At 65.7% G+C, this 19,911-nt stretch carries 21 protein-coding genes and 2 pseudogenes; 12 read left to right on the plus strand and 11 right to left on the minus strand.

The annotated features are described in order from the left end of the window. Positions 1–208: 208 nt before the first annotated feature. The gene (locus ACV7NQ_RS11610; protein WP_463359643.1) at positions 209–415 is read left to right on the plus strand and encodes a heavy-metal-associated domain-containing protein; all 207 of its coding nucleotides are present in this window, start codon (positions 209–211) and stop codon (positions 413–415) included. Then, positions 415–642, plus strand: a complete 228-nt coding sequence (locus ACV7NQ_RS11615) for a hypothetical protein (RefSeq protein WP_463359644.1) — start codon at positions 415–417, stop codon at positions 640–642. Before ACV7NQ_RS11610 ends, ACV7NQ_RS11615 begins: the two co-directional genes overlap by 1 nt. A gap of 176 nt (positions 643–818) precedes the next feature. On the opposite strand, the gene ACV7NQ_RS11620 is transcribed toward ACV7NQ_RS11615, so the two are convergent. The 3 genes from ACV7NQ_RS11620 to ACV7NQ_RS11630 all read right to left on the minus strand — a co-directional run bounded on the left by ACV7NQ_RS11620 (position 819) and on the right by ACV7NQ_RS11630 (position 2,289). Next, complete coding sequence (locus tag ACV7NQ_RS11620) at positions 819–980, minus strand: hypothetical protein (protein ID WP_463359645.1); 162 nt, start codon at positions 978–980, stop codon at positions 819–821. 209 nt (positions 981–1,189) lie between these two features. Continuing rightward, positions 1,190–2,071 carry a 16S rRNA (adenine(1518)-N(6)/adenine(1519)-N(6))-dimethyltransferase RsmA gene (gene rsmA / locus ACV7NQ_RS11625; RefSeq protein WP_463359646.1) on the minus strand — a complete coding sequence of 294 codons (882 nt, stop codon included), beginning with the start codon at positions 2,069–2,071 and terminating at the stop codon, positions 1,190–1,192. A 71-nt stretch (positions 2,072–2,142) separates the two neighbouring features. Next, positions 2,143–2,289, minus strand: coding sequence for a hypothetical protein (locus tag ACV7NQ_RS11630; RefSeq protein ID WP_463359647.1), 147 nt, complete (start codon positions 2,287–2,289; stop codon positions 2,143–2,145). Between the two features lie 36 nt (positions 2,290–2,325). Between ACV7NQ_RS11630 and ACV7NQ_RS11635 the strand changes: the two genes are divergently transcribed. Continuing rightward, complete coding sequence (locus tag ACV7NQ_RS11635) at positions 2,326–2,538, plus strand: hypothetical protein (protein ID WP_463359648.1); 213 nt, start codon at positions 2,326–2,328, stop codon at positions 2,536–2,538. Here the strand turns inward: ACV7NQ_RS11635 and ACV7NQ_RS11640 are convergent. Both ACV7NQ_RS11640 and ACV7NQ_RS11645 read right to left on the minus strand, forming a co-directional pair. Beyond that, the gene (locus ACV7NQ_RS11640; RefSeq protein ID WP_463359649.1) at positions 2,535–3,665 is read right to left on the minus strand and encodes a transglycosylase family protein; all 1,131 of its coding nucleotides are present in this window, start codon (positions 3,663–3,665) and stop codon (positions 2,535–2,537) included. The two genes, ACV7NQ_RS11635 and ACV7NQ_RS11640, sit on opposite strands and share 4 nt — an antisense overlap. 234 nt (positions 3,666–3,899) lie before the next feature. Then, positions 3,900–4,727, minus strand: coding sequence for a TatD family hydrolase (locus ACV7NQ_RS11645; RefSeq protein WP_463359650.1), 828 nt, complete (start codon positions 4,725–4,727; stop codon positions 3,900–3,902). Between the two features lie 538 nt (positions 4,728–5,265). Here ACV7NQ_RS11645 and ACV7NQ_RS11650 point away from each other — a divergent pair. From ACV7NQ_RS11650 to ACV7NQ_RS11660, 3 genes are all read left to right on the plus strand, one after another. Next, positions 5,266–5,889 (plus strand): transposase, encoded by a 624-nt coding sequence (locus ACV7NQ_RS11650; RefSeq protein WP_463359651.1) that lies wholly within the window; start codon positions 5,266–5,268, stop codon positions 5,887–5,889. Then, positions 5,835–6,590: a hypothetical protein gene (locus ACV7NQ_RS11655; RefSeq protein WP_463359652.1), complete on the plus strand. Its 756-nt coding sequence runs from the start codon at positions 5,835–5,837 to the stop codon at positions 6,588–6,590. The genes ACV7NQ_RS11650 and ACV7NQ_RS11655 overlap by 55 nt, the downstream gene beginning before the upstream one ends. Before the next feature lie 286 nt (positions 6,591–6,876). Further along, positions 6,877–8,133: a cytochrome P450 family protein gene (locus ACV7NQ_RS11660; RefSeq protein WP_463359653.1), complete on the plus strand. Its 1,257-nt coding sequence runs from the start codon at positions 6,877–6,879 to the stop codon at positions 8,131–8,133. Positions 8,134–8,325: 192 nt separating this feature from the next. On the opposite strand, the pseudogene ACV7NQ_RS11665 reads toward ACV7NQ_RS11660, so the two are convergent. Continuing rightward, positions 8,326–9,196 (minus strand): annotated as a pseudogene (locus tag ACV7NQ_RS11665) (sigma-70 family RNA polymerase sigma factor). An 84-nt stretch (positions 9,197–9,280) separates the two neighbouring features. Here ACV7NQ_RS11665 and ACV7NQ_RS11670 point away from each other — a divergent pair. After that, a complete protein-coding gene (locus ACV7NQ_RS11670; RefSeq protein WP_463359654.1) occupies positions 9,281–9,895 on the plus strand; it encodes a carboxymuconolactone decarboxylase family protein in 615 nt (204 codons plus the stop codon). Between the two features lie 395 nt (positions 9,896–10,290). On the opposite strand, the gene ACV7NQ_RS11675 is transcribed toward ACV7NQ_RS11670, so the two are convergent. Further along, a complete protein-coding gene (locus ACV7NQ_RS11675; RefSeq protein ID WP_463359655.1) occupies positions 10,291–10,464 on the minus strand; it encodes a hypothetical protein in 174 nt (57 codons plus the stop codon). Positions 10,465–11,034: 570 nt separating this feature from the next. Here ACV7NQ_RS11675 and ACV7NQ_RS11680 point away from each other — a divergent pair. Beyond that, entirely contained in the window at positions 11,035–12,183 is a 1,149-nt protein-coding gene (locus ACV7NQ_RS11680) for a lipase family protein (protein ID WP_463365580.1), read from the plus strand. 122 nt (positions 12,184–12,305) lie between these two features. On the opposite strand, the gene ACV7NQ_RS11685 is transcribed toward ACV7NQ_RS11680, so the two are convergent. Together ACV7NQ_RS11685 and ACV7NQ_RS11690 are read right to left on the minus strand one after the other, a co-directional pair. After that, positions 12,306–12,935: a hypothetical protein gene (locus ACV7NQ_RS11685; RefSeq protein WP_463359656.1), complete on the minus strand. Its 630-nt coding sequence runs from the start codon at positions 12,933–12,935 to the stop codon at positions 12,306–12,308. Between the two features lie 239 nt (positions 12,936–13,174). Continuing rightward, positions 13,175–14,908 (minus strand): pyruvate dehydrogenase, encoded by a 1,734-nt coding sequence (locus ACV7NQ_RS11690; RefSeq protein WP_463365627.1) that lies wholly within the window; start codon positions 14,906–14,908, stop codon positions 13,175–13,177. 106 nt (positions 14,909–15,014) lie between these two features. Here ACV7NQ_RS11690 and ACV7NQ_RS11695 point away from each other — a divergent pair. Continuing rightward, a pseudogene (locus ACV7NQ_RS11695) lies at positions 15,015–15,262 on the plus strand (transposase); the annotation flags it as partial. 85 nt (positions 15,263–15,347) lie between these two features. Here the strand turns inward: ACV7NQ_RS11695 and ACV7NQ_RS11700 are convergent. Next, positions 15,348–15,827 carry a DUF6194 family protein gene (locus ACV7NQ_RS11700; protein ID WP_463359657.1) on the minus strand — a complete coding sequence of 160 codons (480 nt, stop codon included), beginning with the start codon at positions 15,825–15,827 and terminating at the stop codon, positions 15,348–15,350. A 98-nt stretch (positions 15,828–15,925) separates the two neighbouring features. Here ACV7NQ_RS11700 and ACV7NQ_RS11705 point away from each other — a divergent pair, with 98 nt between their 5' ends. Further along, positions 15,926–16,630, plus strand: coding sequence for a MerR family transcriptional regulator (locus ACV7NQ_RS11705; protein WP_463365628.1), 705 nt, complete (start codon positions 15,926–15,928; stop codon positions 16,628–16,630). Here ACV7NQ_RS11705 and ACV7NQ_RS11710 read toward each other — a convergent pair. After that, complete coding sequence (locus tag ACV7NQ_RS11710) at positions 16,590–16,940, minus strand: hypothetical protein (protein ID WP_463359658.1); 351 nt, start codon at positions 16,938–16,940, stop codon at positions 16,590–16,592. The two genes, ACV7NQ_RS11705 and ACV7NQ_RS11710, sit on opposite strands and share 41 nt — an antisense overlap. A gap of 405 nt (positions 16,941–17,345) precedes the next feature. Here ACV7NQ_RS11710 and ACV7NQ_RS11715 point away from each other — a divergent pair, with 405 nt between their 5' ends. Together ACV7NQ_RS11715 and metG are read left to right on the plus strand one after the other, a co-directional pair. Beyond that, positions 17,346–17,642, plus strand: coding sequence for a DUF6968 family protein (locus tag ACV7NQ_RS11715; RefSeq protein ID WP_463359659.1), 297 nt, complete (start codon positions 17,346–17,348; stop codon positions 17,640–17,642). A gap of 692 nt (positions 17,643–18,334) precedes the next feature. Then, positions 18,335–19,900 (plus strand): methionine--tRNA ligase, encoded by a 1,566-nt coding sequence (gene metG, locus ACV7NQ_RS11720; protein WP_463359660.1) that lies wholly within the window; start codon positions 18,335–18,337, stop codon positions 19,898–19,900. Positions 19,901–19,911 lie beyond the last annotated feature (11 nt).

Raw genomic sequence — 19,911 nt, forward strand, 5'->3', positions numbered from 1 at the left:
CCAGCGCATCGGTGACCGGGTTCCGGGCCGTTCGCCGAACCAGCGAGGCGACGGCCGGAACCATGGGAACCGCGGGGACGACTATTGAACGGAACGACCGGTGCGACCGAGCAACTCACACTTGCGCCGGGTACCCACTGGGGGTATGTTCGTTCACGTGGGGGATACCCCTGGCCCGTATGATCAACCACGAGCGAAGGAGCCGGACATGGCCACCACCACTTACACCGTTACGGGGATGACCTGCGGACATTGCGTCAGCTCGGTTCGCGAGGAGATCGGCAAGATCGACGGCGTGACCAGTGTCGATGTAGATCTCGCCAGCGGCGCCGTCCGCGTCGACAGCACCGCTCCGCTCGCCGACGCCGATATCGTCGCCGCGGTGGACGAGGCGGGCTACGAGGTCGCCGTCTGATGCAGGACCGGCTGAGGTTCGCCGCGGTCAGTGGCGGACTCTTCGCGTTGTTCGGTGTCACGCTCGGAATCTGCGCATTTGTGGGCGATCCGGCCGGGCAGGCACCGGACCACGGGACGATGCCGCCGACCAGGCAGGCCGAGGCAATGGGGTTGTCGAACAGTCGATCCGGCTACACCCTGGCCGACCTGACCGCCCCCGCGGCACCGAACCAAGCCGGTTCATAGCGCTTCCGGATCACCGGGCCCGACGGGGGTCCGGTCACCGGATTCACCACGCAGCACGATAAGAAGCTGCACCTGATCGTCGCCCGGTCGGACACGACCGGATATCGGCACGCGCATCCGACCACGGACAGCGCGGGCACCTGGTCGAACGATTGGAGCTGGGCGGCGCTGGGCAGCTATCGGGTGTTCGCCGACTTCGTACCCGAAACCAGCGGCACCGGCCCGGGCGGTCTGGTGCGCATCTGGTCGCGTTGCGCGCCGACGACCTGGCCTACCTGCACGTGCACCCGCAGGGCGAGGTCGGCCGAACCCCACCCGGTCCCGAGGTTTCCTTCCATGCACAGGCCCCGAGTGCGGGCGTGTATCGGCTGTATCTAGACTTCTCCCACAGCGGCTCCGTACACACCGCGGCGTTCACCGCCGAGGCTCCGGCGACCGAATCATCCACAGCGCCATCCACATCCGGCGGCCACCCGCATTCGGGTGGCGGTCACTGATGTCCGCATGCGCCGATCACCGCTCGATTGAGTTCGCAATCGACGCGAGCCTACGCCTGGTCGGCGAGGCGGACGAACGCTGCGGTGTCAAGGGTTTCGCCGCGGGCAGTGGGGTCGATGCCGGCGGCGACGAGGCGGCGTTCGGCTTCGGCGGGGAATCCGGCCCAACCGGCCAGTGCCGCACGAAGGGTCTTGCGGCGCTGGGCGAATGCGGCGTCGACCACGGCGAAGACACGGCGGCGGTGTTCTTCGTCGGTCGGCCACGGGGGTTCGGCGTAGCGCTCGATGCGCACCAGGCCGGACTCGACGCGCGGCACCGGCCAGAAGACCTGGGTGCCGACCGCGCCCGCGCGGCGCACGGTGCCGAAGAAGCCCGCCTTGACGCTGGGCACCCCATAGATCCGACCACCCGGCTCGGCGGCCAGTCGGTCGGCCACCTCGGCCTGCACCATCACCAATGATGTTGTGATGCTGGGCAATTCGGCCAGCAGATGCAACAGCACCGGCACCGCCACGTTGTACGGCAGATTCGCCACCAGCGCGGTCGGCACCGCGGGCAGGTCTTTCGCGTTGACCCGCAACGCATCTGCCTCGACAACCTGCAGCTGCCCGGCCAGTTCCGGCGCCCGATCCGCGACCGTCACCGGAAGATGCTGCGCGAGAATCGGATCGATCTCTACTGCGACGACCGAATCGACCACATCCAGCAGCGCCAGCGTCAGCGATCCGAGCCCGGGCCCGACCTCGAGCACCGTGTCCTCGCGGCCGACGCCCGCCGCGGCCACAATGCGCCGCACCGTGTTCGCGTCGTGCACGAAGTTCTGCCCGAGCTGCTTGGTCGGCCGCACGCCGAGCCGCTCGGCCAACGCCCGCACCTCGGCGGGCCCCAGCAGCGCAGCGCTCCCACGAGCGGAAATATCGGGTTCGGACACCTCAAGAACCTACCAACCCACGTCCGCACTGCTGACACGCCCGGGACGAGTCTCCCGACTCGCGCACCAATTCAGCCGCCACACACGTCACCCACTCTCGGAAGCAATCGGGGGATGGGTTCGTCGGCCAGCGGCTGGGCCAGCAGCTGACCGACGCCGAGGCCTTGCACGCGGTCGATGATTCCGTCCAGGCACTTGGTGCCGATGTTATCGAGCACGGAGCGGCCCAGCGGGTCAGGTAGGCGTTGACATCGATGTCGGGGCGGGCCGAACGCAGCCCGGCCAGGATGCTGACGAAGAAGCTCATCGCGCCGTCGGTATGCGGGATGACCGGGATGGCGGGTCCGGTCAGCGGCAGCACCTTCTCGACATCCGACTCCGGGTCGATCGCGATGGTGCCGCGGAAGTCGAGGTCGGAGGCGTCGCGCGGCCTGCCCGCCCTGGGAGGAAAAACCCGAGGAGACTAGTCGCCGATGCCCAGGCGGCTGGTACAGGTGGGCCACGCCCCCCAACCCTGGCGGGCGCGGGTGACTTCGGCGATCGCGATCTGCTCTTCGCGGGTGGCCAAGTCGGCGCGTGGCGCGTACTTGAGGCCGCCCTGGCGTTCCCAGGTGTTCTGGTCGAACTGGATGCCGCCGTAGTAGCCGTTGCCGGTGTTGATCGCCCAGTTACCGGTCGATTCGCAGCGGGCGAGCGCGTCCCAGATCGCGCCGTCACGGACCGGTGGCACCTCGGTGCCGGGCTTGGCGCCCTTACGGACGGTCTTCGGTTGCGCGGTCACCGTGACATTCGTGGCGATCGGCTGCCTGCTCACTTCCTTGCCGTTGACCATGGTGACCGCGAAGGTAACGTCCTGGACGCCGGGCGCGCCCGGGGTTTCGACCACGGTGCGGCTCATGTTCATCGTCGGATCTTCGATCACGTTCTCCGGTGGATCCAGCGGCACCGTCTCGGTCCGCTTCTCGATTCGCTTGCGCGTCACCGTGATTCGCAGACCGTCGGTCAGCGCGGTGGTCGCCGCGGGCTCGACGGTGTCCTGCTCGATCAGCGGAATGCCCGCCGCGTTGAGGAATTCGCCGACCGTCGGTGCGGCCAGCCGGACATCGACCGGTGCGCCGATGCCATCGAGCAGCGACACCGAGCGCGGGCTGAAGACACTCAGCGCGGCGCCTTCGAGCGGAAGCTTCTCGTTGCGCGCCGGGGACACGAACATGTCGGCCGGCAGGTGCAGTTGGTCGAGCACGTCGCCCGCCGTCAGCCCGGTGGACCAGACCTTCTGCGGCTTGCCGTCCACCGACAGCGCGACCTCACGGGCCCGGTTCAACTTGATCGTGGCGCCGTCGCCGATGGTCGAGGCCAGCGTGGGCTGAACCAGGTCGCGGTTGTTCACATTGAATCCGGCGGCCTTGAGCACGCCGCCGACATTGCGCGACATGGTGGTCTGCGTCGACTTCTCACCGTCGACGACCACCGTCACAGTTTTGCGGTTCACGATCGCCATCGCGGCGCCGACGATCAGCGTCACCAGCAGCGCCGCCACCGCCGCGTACAGCATCGGCGAGCGCGACTGGTTGATCCTCGTGAATGGAGACATGGTCACAGTACGATAACGAATGAGTCAGGGGTCGACAAGCGCAGTCTTTCGAGCGGGGGATTTCGAGATCACGAGTTGATATAGACGTCGCAGGTAGATCACGGAACGCACGGCGATAGTGACGTAGGACACATTTTTGTTTGCCGAGGGTGGGCCGGGTAGCACGGACAACTTTCCGCGCCCATTGCAGAATTCGGCAGTTCTCAGCCGGAACTGTCCGGCTACACCAAACCCTCAGATCCCATACACGCGCCGCGCATTAGCGGTCGTGATCTTCGCGAACTCCGCCGGATCCTGCCCGCGCAACTCGGCCAGCGCCCGCGCTGTGTACGGCAGGCAATACGGCTCGTTCGGCGCACCACGGAACGGATGTGGCGTCAGATAGGGCGCATCCGTCTCCACCAGAATCTGATCATCGGGCACCACCTTGGCGGCCTCCCGCAATTCATGCGCGTTCTTGAAGCTCACCGTTCCGGAGAAGCTGAGGATGTATCCCTCGGCCACGCACGACAGCGCCATATTGGTATCCGACGAGAAGCAATGGAAGATCACGGTTTCCGGTGCGCCTTCGTCCAGCAGCACCATCAGCAGGTCGTGGTCGGCCTCGCGGTTGTGGATCATCAGCGGCTTGCGCACTCGCTTCGCAAGGTCGATGTGCCAGCGGAAGCCTTCTATTTGCGTCTCGATATCGGCGCAGCCGTCGAGCTTGCCCGGCCAGTAATAGTCGAGACCAGTCTCACCGATCGCGACAACGCGCCGATCGCCGGCCAGCCGCTCCAGCTCGGCCTTCACCGCATCGTCGAGCGCGTTCGCCCGCGTCGGGTGCAGCGCGACGGCGGCGTACACGCGGGCATCCCAGTTCGCGGCCCGCACGGCCCACTGCGCGGCGGCCAGATCGTCGGCGACGGTGACCACCTGACCGACCCCGACCGACGCTGCGCGGTCCACGATCACGGCCGTCGATTCCGCGTCCGTAGCGCCGCAGGCATCCAGGTGCGTGTGTGCGTCGACCAGGGGCGCAAGCGGTTCCGGCAAATCGGGGGCCGGACGCTTGCCGCTCATCGGCGCACACCTGCGGACAGGAGCACGGCAGTAGCGGCGCGTCCGGGGATATTCACGTGAGCATTGGAAACCACGCGCATTACAGTAGACATTCCAATCCCTTCTTGGGGCGAGCTCCCCCCGCCTTCGCGATAGGGCATCGATCTGACACCGCACGCGTACTACGCCACCACCTGCGGTTTTATCCTCTGCGGAGGTGGGTCCTGTGACAGCGATCCCACTGTCGCCCGTGATTCCACCGCGCTCCAGCGATGTTTCGGACCGCCAACGCACGGGAGGGCTGCCAACCACAACGCGGCTCTCTGGTCCGCCGCTCGCCCGCAGGACTGACCCTCTACGCTCGACTTTCGCACTTTTCGGGGATTTGGCCAGGGCGGTGAAGCAGGGTCTGGCGGCCCGACCCCCGGGGCGGTGACCGCGGGGTTGTCTTGAGGATACCCACCGCGTAACAGCGTGTCGCGCAATCGGTTTGGGTTTGATGGGTGGAGCATCAGCGGTGCTGTAACAACCCCGTCGCTGAAGATAGAGTGTTCCGCTGATGCTCCAGGTCCCCACCCTACCGGGCTCGCTGACGCGTGTGCTGGTCGGCTTCCGGATGTGTTTCACCGCACCGACTTTCGAGACGTTCACGATGATGGTGGCGGGGTTGCTGGCCCAACCGGCGGGGCGGACGGTGTGCGGGATGCTCACCGGGGCCGGGTTGGCGCAGTTGTGGCACCACAGCCGAGCCCACCGGTTCTTCGCCACCGCCCGCTGGAACCCCCAGCAGGTCGGCCTCGTGGTGGCCGAACTGATAGTGTCCCAGTTACTTCCGGCTGGTTCGGCGATCACGGTCGCGGTCGATGACACCCTGTTTCGCCGTCGGGGCAAGCGTGTCCACGCGGCGGGCTGGTTCCACGACGGGTCCGCGGCGGGCAAGACCCAACTCGGGTTCGGCAACAACTGGGTGGTCATGGCGATCGTGGTGAGGTTGCCGTTCTGTTCACGTCCGGTCGCGTTACCGGTCCTGGCCGCGTTGGCGGTCAAAGGCGGCCCGGCAAGCCTGATCTGTCCCGTGACCTGCTTGACGTCCTCGCCGAACGGTTCGCCGATCGCAGGATCGACCTGGTGGGTGATTCCGCGTACGGCTGTGGCGCGTTCGCCGGCCTCGGTGACGCCATGACGATGACCACCCGAGCCAAGACCAACGCCGTGTTCTACGAGCTTGCCCCACCCCGGACGGGTAAACGTGGCCGACCCGCGTTGAAGGGCACCAGGGTTGGCACACCGGCCGATATCGCGGCGGCGACGTGGAAGACGGTGAACGTGTCGCGGTACGGCACCACCAGCACCGTGAAAATCGTTGACCGCGTGTGTCTGTGGTTCGGGACGTGGCGCACAGACCCGGTCCGGGTCACCCTCGTCACCGACACCAGGCGCCGCACCAAAGCCGGCACCGCCCGTGGGTATGACATCGCGTTGATCACCACCGACCTCACCGCCACCACCGAAGAGATCATCGCCCGCTACGCGGCCCGCTGGGCCATCGAGGTCACGTTCTTCGACGTCAAAAACATTCTCGGCGTGGGGGAAACCCGCAACCGGATCCCCAATGCCGTCACCCGCACGGTTCCCTTCGGACTGTTCTGCCACAGCATCCTGATCATCTGGTACGCCGTGGCCGGCCACGACCCCGACGACGCGACCCGCCGGCGCGGCGCCGCACCGTGGTACCGGAGCAAAACCGAACCCTCGACCCTGGACATGCTCACCAAGCTCCGACGCCAGATCATCGCCACCCGATTTATGCCCACCACACCCCGACCAGCGACAACCCAGGAAATCATGGAAGTCCAGCACGCCTGGGCACAAGCAGCCGCATAACCGCGAAAATCGAGCTCTACGGCATCCTGCGCAAAATCCAACGCGCACTTGCCTATTGGATCGTCTCCTGCCCACTATGCCACCACACATTCCCGACCTGACAAAGTCCTACTAGTGTCCTGCGCCAAGACCGCCGCGGACACTCCGCCCTCGGCGTGCGCACCCCGATCGAGTACGAGATGATGCAACTATCCGTCCAACTCGTGGCCTGATGTCCGGTAACGCGGCTCCACGGAACGCGTGGTGCATCACCCGCCGTACACACGAACAGTCTGGAGTTCCATTCTTGAGCACGCCGCAGTCCCGAGCGCACGCCCCGTCCTGCCCGGTCGTCCACGGCTCGCCGACCGCTTCCGACGGTCCGCGGATGCCGCTGTACTCGCCGGAATTCGCCGCCGATCCGCACCGCGCATACCGTGAAATGCGAAGGCAGTACGGCTCTTTGGCGCCGGTGGAGCTGGCGCCGGGCGTGCCCGCCACATTGGTCGTCGGGTATAAGACCGCGGTGCGGATCCTCAACGATCCCGAGCACTTCCCGGCCGATCCGCGCACCTGGCAGAAGAACATCCCGGCTGACTGCCCTGTCCTGCCGATTATGGAGGGACGTCCCATCGCGAGCAGAAGCGCTGGAGTGGACTTCCTGCGCTACCGGCAGGCCACTACCGCGAGTATCAACGAGATAGATCTGTACGCTTTCCATGCCACTGTGGAGAAGATCGCCATCCCGCTGATCAACACCTTCTGCCAGACCGGTACAGCCGATCTGATCAGCCAGTACACGTTCCCGCTGACGTTCGCGGTCGCCAATGCCCTGCTCGGCTGCCCTCCGGAGATAGGACAACGGGTCGCGACCGGTATGGCCGCGATGTTCGAGGGGATCGACGCCGAGAACGGCGACAAGATGCTCGCCGAGGCGATGCTGGAATTGGTGGCCCTCAAACGGACCGATCCCGGCAACGACATCACCTCACTACTGCTGCGGCATCCGACCGAACTCGATGCACTGGAGATGGTCTACCAGGTGGCGAGCCTCTACGGCGCGGGGGTCGAATTCCAACAGAACCTGATCGTCAACACGCTGCTGCTGATCCTCACCGACAACCGCTTCGGCGGAAGTGTCATGAGCGGGAGCATGTCCACCCGTGACGCCCTGGACGAGGTCTTGTTCAACGACCCGCCGGTGGCGAACCACCTCATTACCTACCCCCGTCAGCCGATCCTCATCGACGACGTCTGGCTGCCCGCACATCAGCCGGTCGTCGTCAGCATGGCCGGCTGCAACAACGACCCCGCGATCCGGGCCGAGGAGCACACGGGCAATCGCGCGCATCTGGCATGGGGCCTCGGCCCGCACGCCTGCCCCGCGCAATCGCTGGCCTACCTGATCGCTCAGGACGCCATCGATCAGATTCTCGATGCGCTGCCCGAGATGCAGCTGGCCGCACCGGACGGCACACTGACCTGGCGGCCTGGTCCCTTCCACCGGGCCTTGGCGGCTCTGCCGGTCACTTTCCCCCCCTCTTCTCCGTTGCACACGTACTGAGAATCTCCGGTGATCACCGGATTCCTCGACAGTGTTGTCCGGTTCTGTGCCCAGAAGCCTGGGTTAACAGTCGAGCAACCCATGCACCAAAAACCCCACGCCGCTCTTGCCCCAGCGGTGTATCCGAACCGCGCGGCTGCCGCGCTCACTGTTGCCCGTTCCGATCGGCGACGTCGGTCCCGTTTCGATACTTCACCCCGGTAGGAGTGTGAGGTCGAGCCGGCGCAGGTGGTCTGGGTCGGCGACGATGTCGATTCGGGTGATGTTCCCGCCGGCGATCGCGAAAGTCATGGGTGCGAACGATTGGTGGGTTGACGACGGCTCCCACGGTTCCGTTCACCTGCACCGGTTGCGCATACCGGGAGAGCCGGGCGAAACCGACCGCGAGCCGGGCAACAGTCGCTGCTCCGTAGGCTTGTGTCGGCGCGCCCGTCGGTGCGGCCGCGTGGTCGGCGCGGACAGTCACGTCGGGGTCGAGCAGCGTGAACAGGGCGTCGAAGTCGCCAGTGCGGGAGGCGGTGAGGAATGCGTCCACCACGTCGCGGCGGCGGGACAGGTTCGTGTGCGCAGCAGCGGGGCGGCCGCGGACACGGCGGCGGGCATGGCTGGCGAGCAGCCTGGCCGCGTTGGGGGACCGGTCCATGATGGCGGCGATCTGGTCGAAAGGCACCTCGAACATGTCGTGCAGCACGAACGCGACCCGTTCGGCGGGCGCCAAGGTGTCGAGGACGACGAGCATCGCCAGCCCCACCGAGTCTGCGAGCAACGCCTGATCCTCGGGGTTAACCGCCCCGGTGAGCTGTTCGAACGTGTGGCCGTCCAGCGGTTGTTCGCGCCGCGCCGTGCGCGAGCGCAGCATGTCCAGGCAAACCCGGGCGAGGACCGTGGTCAACCATCCGCCGAGGTTGTCGACCCTGTCGGCCCCGGAGCGGTTCAGCCGCACCCAAGTTTCCTGTACGGCATCGTCGGCTTCTGTCGTCGAGCCGAGCATTCGGCAGGCCACCGCACGCAGATGGTGCCGGTACCGCTCGAAGTTCTCGGTCAGCCAGTCCCTGTCGCCCACAGACACATCCTCCGCCCGCGTTCCGTCATATCAAATGACGAACCACGACCACCCGATATGTCACTTGTCGACAAGGAGCATCACATGGCACGCATTGCTGGAGTTTCCGCTCACGATGCCGGGCTGATGACCCGGATTGCGTATCGTTTCACGCGTCGACATTTCGCGCGGCTCACCGGTCGAGAACCCGAGCACATGATCGAGCCACTGGAGATGTTTGCGCATGTGCCCAGGTTGCTGCGGGGGTACAGCAAACTCGAGCAGGCCACTGCCACACTGCGTGGGCTGGATCGTCGGATCGATGCGCTGGCCGAGTTGAAGACGGCAACTCTCGTCCGCTGCGAATTCTGCATCGACCTCGCCTCACAGATTTCGCGTCGGTGGGGTCTGAGTGACGACGAACTGCTGGCCCTGCCCGCGTATCGATCCAGCGAACTGTTCAACGATCTCGACAAGCTCGTGCTCGATTACGCGGTCGGGATGAGTCGTACGCCCGTGGAGGTGTCCGACGAGCTGTTCGAGGCGTTGCAGCGGCACTTCACCGACGCCCAATTGGTGGAAATCACCTTTCTGATCGCGCTGGAGAACCTGCGCGGCCGTTTCAACGCGGCCCTCGGCATCGACGCGGCAGGCTTCAGCAACGGCATGGTGTGCGCAGTGCCGGTCGCCGCGACAACCGAACAGACAGAACCTCAGTGACCGAACCCATCTTGCCCACCCGAGCAGGGCGACTACGACCCGGGTCCTGGCCCCGGTGAGGGCGCAGGAAAGTCCAGCCGGTTCAGCGCCCGATGCCGCCACCTGGACAGGGAATCAGCCGACGAGGAATGGCTTCCTGGCATGCGGGTGCAGCCCGTGCGTCACAGATTGCAGTGGATCCGTAGCGAGCTCGACTCCACGACACGGAAACGACACGGATTCAGCTGACAAGCCGACACCGCCGCCTGAACCCCCGAGCCTCCGGCCGACCTCGCGCCGGCCGGAGGCACCGAAGGTTCCCGGTTCTCGGCGTACTGCGAAATGTTCTGTCCCGCAAGGAGGCTCATGTATTTCACAGTGCATGCTCGGCTGCGGGCGGTCGCCGACCACGTCGATCACTCCCGCCGGGTTTTCGATTCGCCGACGGGATCGCCGGCGCTGTCGGCGGCGAACCCGGCCCTTTGGTTGCCGAGCTGCGTGCTTGGCCTCGGCGGGTGGAGAACACGCTGCTGACCAAGCGCACCGTCGCCGAGGCGCTCGACGACCACCGGGCCGGTGATCAGTTTCATGATCTCGGCGCAGAGCGGAAACGCCCGGTAGGAGGTTTCGAGAAGGTCATTCGCGAAAACGGATCCCGAAAATTCCCAGCCCGCTCTCGGATGGGTGCAAGTAGCCCTCGAAGTTGCAGCAAAGTTGCCACAGTGTCGAGTCCGGCTTGGTACCGTAATCGTCTACGACCGGAAGCTGCCTGAATATCTGCCGCTTCTTTTCGTGTCGGATACTAGTGAGGCTCGTCTAGCCGTTGTGTGTCATGTCAGCGTTTGCGCTGCTTAAGATGCTACAGAGCGCGAACTCGGGATCTTCTCAAGCGGCTTCAGCCCGCCGGAAGTGACGGGTTCCTGCGGGCGACATTGGGTTGGCAGTGCCACGGCCGCGGCATGTGCAGCTCTCCCCATGAAGTTCGCTGAATGTTTGCCCATGATCTCGCGCTTCGAATGGAGCTCGCTGGTCCAACGAATGCTGCGAACTACGAACTATCCGCGGAGGTCTAGGTCGTGACTCGTCAATTCCTTCTCCTGGGCAGCAGGCGCAGTGGTCCGGCCCGGGTCCTCGCTGCGCTCGGTTGTGTCACACTCGGGCTGCTGCCGGCGACGCCGGCAACCGCGGAACCGATCTATCCGCGGCCCGATCCGGACCCCTTCTACGCCGCCCCGGCGGATCTGGCGGTGCACCAGCCCGGTGATGTGCTCAATGCGCGGGCCCTGCCGCCGCTGCCCATGTTCCCCGGTGCCAGCATCACGCTGGTGCAATTCCGATCCACCAACTCGCGCGGCGCGCCGATCGCGGCGACCACCACGGTCATCACCCCCGCCGGTCATCAACCAGACGCGCCGCTACTGTCGTACCAGCACTTCATCAATGCGCTCGGCACCGACTGCGCGGTATCGCACCTGCTGTACTCCGGCGATATGAACCTGCTGTCGACCGCACCTGCTTTGAATGTGCTACTCGCGCGGGGCTGGACTGTGGCGCTGCCGGACCATCTCGGTCCCTACTTTGCCCTGGGGGCCGCACATTTGGGTGGACAGATCGTCTTGGACGGCGTCCGGGCGATGAAACGGCTGCCCGAACTCGCCGCGCAGCACAGCCCGGTGGTGCTGACCGGCTACTCCGGCGGCGGTTTGGCCACCGCATGGGCTGCTGCGCTGCAGCCGTCATACGCACCGGAACTGGAGCTTGCGGGCGCGGCCGTCGGCGGTGCCCCGATGAACCTGGTGACAATGGCGGAGACGCTGGGCTTCGACCCGCACCCCGCCTTCGGGCTAGCCATGGCAGCGGCGATCGGCCTGGAGCGGGAGTACCCGGACCGGCTGCCGGTCAGCTCGTACCTCAACGAGCGCGGTCTCGCAGTCCGCGACGCCATGGCCAACAGTTGCACCGCCGAGATCATCAACATCGGCACCGACGGCAGTGCCGGCGCATACCGGGACGGCACCTCGATCGTCGACATCCGTGAGGCTCGGTCGGTGTTGGAGGAAAACAGCCTGGAACTCTACGACGGGGTGCCGAAAACGCCAGTATTCGAATGGCATTCGCCGACCGACCCGCTGATCCCGATCGACGCGATCAACAACACCGACCGCCGCTGGTGCGCGGCCGGGGTGCCGGTGCAGACACTGCAGGTGCCCGCGCCCGAGCATGTGTCGGGGGCGATACTGGGCGCACCCGAGGTACTGATGTGGATGGAGGGCCGGGTGCGCGGCGAGCATGCGCCCACCACCTGCTGACGGATCGGCAGCCCAATCGAGCACGAATCCGGCAAACGAGGCCCATCGGCTATGTCATCACCTGAGAATCCACCAAGCCCCGATGCGACGCAGTGAGAACACACCGCCAACAGGGCCGACTGCTACTTCATCTTCATCGGCGAATATACCCGCGGCCCCTCGAGGGCTGTGGGGGTTGCGGTGAGGGCTCCGTGGAGGATGCGGTCGCCGCTGATCCGGTCGACGCTGCACCCGATGCGCTGCGTGCGGAAGTTCACGAAGTTCTGGCTGACGGTGCGGTGCAGCGGTCCCAGCGCGGCGCCGATGTCGGCGCGGGTGACTTCCCTCAGATGGTCGTAGTGGGTTGCCCACTGTTCGAGAAATGGCCGGGCGCAACCAAAATAGACGTAGATCGGTGAGGACTTCGATGAGCCGGGGGCGAGACACCCAGCGATGCGGGCGGGAGCGGACCTCGCTGAGCAGCACCCGCTGACCGGCGGGCCGCCCGTCCAGGACCGTGACCAACCCGTCGAGCACGCAGCCTGTGGTGGACCTGTCCAGCCTCGGTCCTGGCTGAGCTGGTGGGCGTGCTGCGTGGCGGCCCGCAGCACGGGGTCGTCGGCCGTCAGTGCCGGGTGCTGCCAGCGCGGCGGAACCGGTTCACCGTTCTTGCGCCGGTAGTAGGAAGCCAGCGCGGAACACCCTTTGCTGCAATAGATTTGATCTCTCCGGCGCTTGCCTGGCAGCGGTTTCCCGCATCGGTGGCAGTTCACCTCGGCGGCATCGACCTGCCGTCGCGGCTCCGCGGCAGGACCAGCCGGGCCTCGCCGACCACTGCGGGGCGGCGTCGGCTGGCGGGGGTGCCGCGACGGTGTCCCGCTCGGGGATCCAGCAGTTCTTCTACCCCGCAGCCGAGGACCGGAACAACGGGACACCGTGGCCGGGCGGATCGACCGCGGAGCGATCGGCCCGTAGGTGCCGGCGGCCCGGCCAGGGCGGCACACGACGGGGATCAGGGGCGTGGGATGTTGCGCAGGTTGGTGCGGGCCAACTCGATCATCTTGCCGACGCCGCCATCCAGGACGGTGCGGCCTGCGGCGAGGGCGAAGCCACGGACCTGGGCCGCGGTGATCCTGGGCGGGATGGCCAGCGCGTTGGGGTCGGTGATCAACTCGACCAGTGCGGGGCCGGGCCGGTGTAACGCCTCGGTCAGTGCGTCGCGAATCTCGGTGGGCTTTTCAACTCGGACCGAAGGGATTCCGCAGCCTGCGGCGATCGCGCTGAAGTCGACCTGAGGATAGTCGGTGCCGAAGTCGGGGATGCCTTCGACGAGCATTTCCAGCTTGACCATGCCGAGTGACGCGTTGTTGAACACGACGACCTTGACCGGCAGGTGGTAGGTGGCCAGGGTGAGCAAGTCACCCATGAGCATGGACAGCCCGCCGTCGCCGGAGATGGAGATGATCTGTCGGTCCGGATAGGCCAGCTGGGCGCCGATCGCGTGCGGCAGCGCGTTGGCCATGCTGCCGTGCCGGAACGAGCCGATCACCCGACGCCGCCCGTTGGGCGTCAGGTAGCGGGCGGCCCACACGTTGCCCATGCCGGTGTCGACGGTGAACACCGCATCCCCGGATGCGACGTCGTCGAGGATCGCGGCGGCGTACTCGGGATGGATGGGTGTGCGGTGGTCGATGTTGGTGGTGTAGGCATCGAGCACGCGCTGCAGGCTGCGGACATGCTCGGTCAGCATGGCGTCCAGGAACGACCGATCGGTTCGCTTGCGGAGCAAGGGCAGGACCGCGCGGATCGTTGATGCGACGTCGCCGTGCACGGCCAGATCGAGCGGTGTGCGTCGGCCCAGCCGAGCCGGGTCGATGTCCACCTGTATGGTGCGCGCTTGTGGGAGGAAGTCGTCGTAGGGAAAATCGGTGCCCAGCAACATGATTCGGTCGGCGGCCTGCATCGCGTCATAACAGGCGCCATAGCCGAGCAGCCCGCTCATACCGACATCGAACGGGTTGTCGTATTGGATCCACTCCTTGCCGCCGAGCGAGTGGCCCACCGGTGCGGCGAGGACTCCCGCCAACTGCATCACCTCGTCGTGGGCGTCCCGGCAGCCAGCACCGCAGAACAGCATCACTTTCCCGGATTCGTCGAGCATCCGGGCCAACTCGGCGATCCGATCATCCGGCGGCACCACCGGCGAAGCGGTGGTGAGCTGCACGGAGGCCGGAGTAGACACCGGCGCAGCGCGGGCGGCGACGTCGCCCGGGATGGTCAGGACTGTGACCCCGCCCCGGCCGACCGCGGTCTGCATGGCGATATTCAGCAGCCGTGGCATCTGATCGGGCTGGGAGATCATTTCGCTGTAGTGGCTGCACTCGAAGAACAGCCGATCCGGATGGGTCTCCTGGAAGTAGCTCGTGCCGATTTCCTTCGACGGGATGTGGGAAGCGATGGCCAACACGGGTACGCCGCTACAGTGAGCGTCGTAGAGGCCGTTGATCAGGTGCAGATTGCCGGGGCCACAGCTACCCGCGCAGACGGCCAGCCGACCGGTGACCTGAGCTTCGGCCGCGGCGGCGAAGGCCGCGGTTTCCTCGTGTCGCACGTGCACCCAGCCGATTCCGTCGGTACGGCGGATCGCGTCCACGATCGGGTTGAGGCTGTCGCCCACCACACCGTAGACCCGTTGCACGCCGGCCTTGTGCAGCATCTGGACCAACTGCCCGGCAACGGTGGCCATGCGTAATCCTTTCGCCTGCGGTGACAGCGTCCGGTCCTTGCTTCCAGTATCCATCGCGGTGTGGCCGCCGAGGTCGATCTCGGCCTCGCCGTCGTAGACGAGGTCGCCCGAGGGCGGAGCCACACCGCCGGTGGAGGACCGCGCGGTGCTCACCGCCATCGTGTATGTCCTGACCAGTGGATGCGCTTGGCGTATCTGCCACCGTCGTTCGGGGTCACGGTCCCCACCGCGCATCGCCGGTTCACCGAATGGGCCAAGGCAGGCTTGTGGCGCAAGCGCCATCGTGCGGTACTCGACGAACTCGGCAGCCAGGGCATGGTCGACTGGTCGCGTGCGGTCTGCGCCGGAGCATCCGGTGACACGTTAAGCATGGCAGTTCGCTGCGGCAGTGTCGGCTTGGTCGCCGATGACCGTCTGCCGGTCTCGGCGACATTCTTCATCAGCTGCTCGTTGACCCAGCACGTCGCTCGTAGCGCGAGCGTGCGAGGTGATGGGCCTTGCGAAGCAGGTCGTGGGTTGCCTTGCCGGCCCGCTGGCCCGGATTCACCACCGCGAGCCAGCCAACGGAGCCGTAGACGGGGTGTGCGATCACGGTATCGGTGACGCTGGGATCGATGTCGATGTCGATGGCTGGTTCGCGCGGCGCGTGACCGGTCCAGTGGATGAAGGATTCCTTCCCAGCGGCGATGTTGACGCGGAACGCATCTGGGCGGTCCAGGCGTGACTTCTCGTCGCCCGGGTAATTTTTCGTCACGATCGTCGCGAAGGGCTGAGTCGCTTTCGGCACGACACCACTCGGAGAGTAGTAGAAGAACGTATCGCCCCAGCTGATCTCGGGTGAGCCGTCGTCGGGGCCCGGGCTGACGGCCAGGACTCTATCGAGGTTGCCTACGAAACTGATGATCTCGTCGATGGTCATGTTCTCCAGCGTTTCATTAATGTGCTTATGGAGACTTCGAGCCGGAGATAGCCGGGAGATAAAGGAACGACACGGTGTCAACTCTCAACTCGTCGGCCATGCGCACAGTCGATGTCGCGCGACGTGTCGGATACTCCGTGCAACAGGTACGCAATCTCGAGCGTGACGGAGTGCTACCGACGGCGACGCGCACGGCTGCGGGCTACCGCAGGTACGGAGAGATTCACCTACGTTCCGCGCTGGCCTATCGCGCGCTGGCAGCCGGCGTCGGTCCGGTCGAGGCCAAGCGGATCGTTCGTGCCGTACACGAGTGCCCGCTCTCGGAGGTGCTCGCCCTCCTCGATGCGGCACACGCCCGACTCGCCCGAGAGCGTACGGACCTTGCGCTCGCCAAGGAGGCGGCCGAGGCGATCTCTGTCGAGCCGATCGACAACGTACGCCCATCGGACTCGATGAGCGTATCCGAACTCGCCGCCGCGCTCGGAGTGCGCCCGTCGACCTTGCGGCACTGGGACGCCGAGGGGCTTGTTGTTCCTGACCGCGTCTCCACCCAAGGGACGCGACAGTACTCGCCGGCCCAAGTTCGGGATGCTCGGGTTGTCCACCAACTACGCAGCGCCGGATACCGCATCGACACCCTCCGGGCTTTGCTGCCGAACCTGCCGCGCGGACACCGATCGGAGGACGTCGCAGCCGCGCTGGCAGCCCGGGACACGAGCATCGCGGCTCGCTCCCATGCTCTTCTCGACGCCGCCGCCGCGCTCAGTGCTGTGATCTTGCTTGCCGCAGACTCGCATCCATGACCGCGAAACCCCCAGTAGGACTTTGGTCTGCGCCTTGGCGGTGCGCCCGCAACCACACCCCGGCGGCCAGCTCCCACGGATCGACCTTGTCTCGACGGGCGAACACCGTCACCTGGGATTCTGCGCCCGCCGTAATTCGTCGCAGCAGTACGCTTACCTCCCCGACCGGGGTCTCGGTGGCCACGACGCCCACCGCGCGGTCCAGCAGCCCGTCAACGGCATCATCGCCAATCCGCTGGGCCACCTGGCCCGAGGACCGCGACCTGCTCACCGCCGGATGCGCCGACGTGCTGGCAGCGTCCCGGAACATGCCGCTTCCCCGAACGGACCCGCACCGATGTCACTGTCGCGGCAGCCAGGTCGCCGTGGACCGGGATATCGAATGCATCGAACTGGGCGCTCGTGATCATCGACGCAGGCATTGGCGCAGAGCTTCGCATCACCCGATGATCCTGCCCTCTTCCGTCCATCGCGGGTCCGCCTCCACCGGAATGGGATCGATCGAGGAGATTCAGGCATGGATACCGCCCTTGAACGCAGACGTAAGCGGACATGTAGGGATGCGCGAAAGCCGCGGACGTGGAGCTGAAGTCGACCATGACGCGCTCGGTGCACACCGTAGAGGGCCGGCTACCCAGGTACAAAGGGCGCGCCGGGTGTCGGACACGCCGATGCCTTTAGGGCAGAGCCCCGACGTCAGCCATACTATTTCGCTATGACGGTCGGTGTTGGAAAAGTACTGGTTACCAGGAAGATTCAGCGGAGCGGACGATGCGTCCTCGTAACAGTCGGTCAGCCGCAGCCGTTTTCGTCGACCGGATCGAGTTACGTGTGTCGACTACGGATCGAGGGGTTACAGCCGGCGCCGATGACAATCCAAGCAACCGGCTCGGAACCGGTGCAGGCATTGATGTCCGGGCTTGGTGAAGTCAGCGCGCGGCTGTCTGTCTCACTCCCCGATTTCCTATCCGAGGCGCACATCGGTGGTGACCTCACACCAGCTCGCGCCTAGCGCGAAAGGACTTCAGGGCCCCGGCGCATGGCCGGGGCCCAGCGCGTTGTCGGCTCGCCCCTTTAGTCTGCGCGATCAGGGATCATGACCGGATAGCCTTCCGCACAAGCGATCTCGAACGCTGTCGCCGCAATACCCTCAGCCATACACCCACCCCCGAACTTCGACCCCGGCACACAGTCCGGGTGATAGACAACATGCAGAACCGTGCCCGGAATCGGGCCTCGCATCGTGACCAGCTCCGTGGCTGACTCGGCGAAGCCGAGAGCCTACGCGTTGTCCTGGGTCAGGTCGTTGAGTTATCGTCAGCCATTGGCGGGTGATTGACGCGACGGTGTGCCATCAGCACGGCGTGGCAAATGAGATCGGCGGGTTCGTCGTCCGCGTCGAGCACGGCGACCGCCAGGTCGTCGGTGCGGGGTCGCAGCGATCTCCACACGCACCATGTCGAAGTCACCCATGGCCGCCTTCAGCATCATCCGGTCCTCAGCCTCGAACACCGCGAACCCGGCTCGTGAATGCGAATCGCGAGCCTCTGGGACGATGTCGCCAGACCGGGCAGCCGCACCCGCTTGCCCAGAAGATCCGCCCATCCGCTGGTACCGAGGAGCGCCGATGGATGTAACCTGTGATGCCATGAACACGCACTCGAGTCGAGTTCACCCCGTTCTGCGTGTTGGAATAGACACACCATGAGCGCAGCTGACCGCCCCGCCTTCTATGTCACCACGGCCATCGCGTACCCGAACGGTGCGCCGCATATCGGGCATGCCTACGAGTACATCTCGGCGGATGCCATCGCCCGGTTCAAGCGGTTCGACGGGTACGACGTGTTCTTCATGACTGGCACCGACGAGCACGGTCAGAAGGTGCAGCAGACCGCGATCGCCGAGGGCGTTCCGGTGGAGGAACTCGCGGCGCGCAACTCGGACGTGTTCGAGGCGATGGACAAGACGCTCGATATCTCCTTCGATCGGTTCATCCGCACCACCGACGAGGACCACCAGGTCGCCAGCGTCGCGCTGTGGGAGCGGATGCTCGCCAACGGCGATATCTACCTGGGCACCTACTCCGGCTGGTACTCGGTGCGCGACGAGGCGTTCTACACCGACGAAGAGACCACGCTGCTCGAGGACGGCACGCGCGTCTCCACCGAGTCGAAGACGCCGGTTGAGTGGACCGAGGAGTCCAACTACTTCTTCCGGCTGTCGGCCTACCAGGACAAGCTGCTCGCGCTCTACGAGGAGCATCCCGAATTCATCGCGCCCGCAACGCGGCGCAACGAGATCGCCAGCTACGTGAAGGCCGGGCTGAAGGATCTGTCCATCTCGCGCACCACCTTCGACTGGGGCGTGCCGGTGCCCGGACACCCCGATCACGTGATGTACGTGTGGGTGGACGCGCTCACCAACTACATCACCGGCGTCGGCTTCCCGGACACGGAATCCGCTGCGTTCCAAAAGTTCTGGCCCGCCGATGTGCACATCATTGGCAAGGACATCTCCCGCTTCCACACCGTGTACTGGCCCGCGTTCCTGATGTCGGCCGGTGTCGAATTGCCGAAACGCGTTTTCGTGCATGGGTTCCTGTTCAACAAGGGCGAGAAGATGTCCAAGTCGGTCGGCAATGTGGTCGACCCGCTGGCCCTGGTCGACTCCTACGGGCTCGACCAGGTGCGCTTCTTCCTGTTGCGCGAAATCTCCTATGGCCAGGACGGCAGCTACAGCCACGAGGCGATCGTCGGCCGGATCAACAGCGATCTGGCCAATGAATTCGGCAACCTGGTGCAGCGCAGCCTCAAGATGGTGGCCCGTGACTGCGACGGTGCGGTGCCGACCCCCGGGGAGTTCACCGACCAGGACCGCGCGCTGCTCGATCGCGCGAACGGCCTGCTGGAGCGCTGCCGCGCCGAATTCGATGCCCAGCAAATGCATTTGGCGCTGGAAGCGATCTGGCTGACCCTCGGCGAGGCCAATAAGTACTTCTCCGCCCAGGCGCCGTGGACGCTGGCCAAGTCCGGCACCGAGGAAGACCGCGCCCGCGAGGCCACGGTGCTCTACGTGACGCTCGAGGTACTGCGCATTGTCGCCATCCTGGTACAGCCGGTGATGCCCGGTTCGGCAGCCAAGATCCTCGACCTGCTCGCACAGCAGAACCGCACCTTCGCCGACATCCCCACACCGATCGCCCCCGGCGTCCCGCTACCCGCACCGGAAGCCGTCTACCCCCGCTACGTAGAACCAAAAACCGACACCTAGCCGCACTACCA

The sequence above is a fragment of the Nocardia sp. Tas62D01 genome (assembly GCF_055232035.1).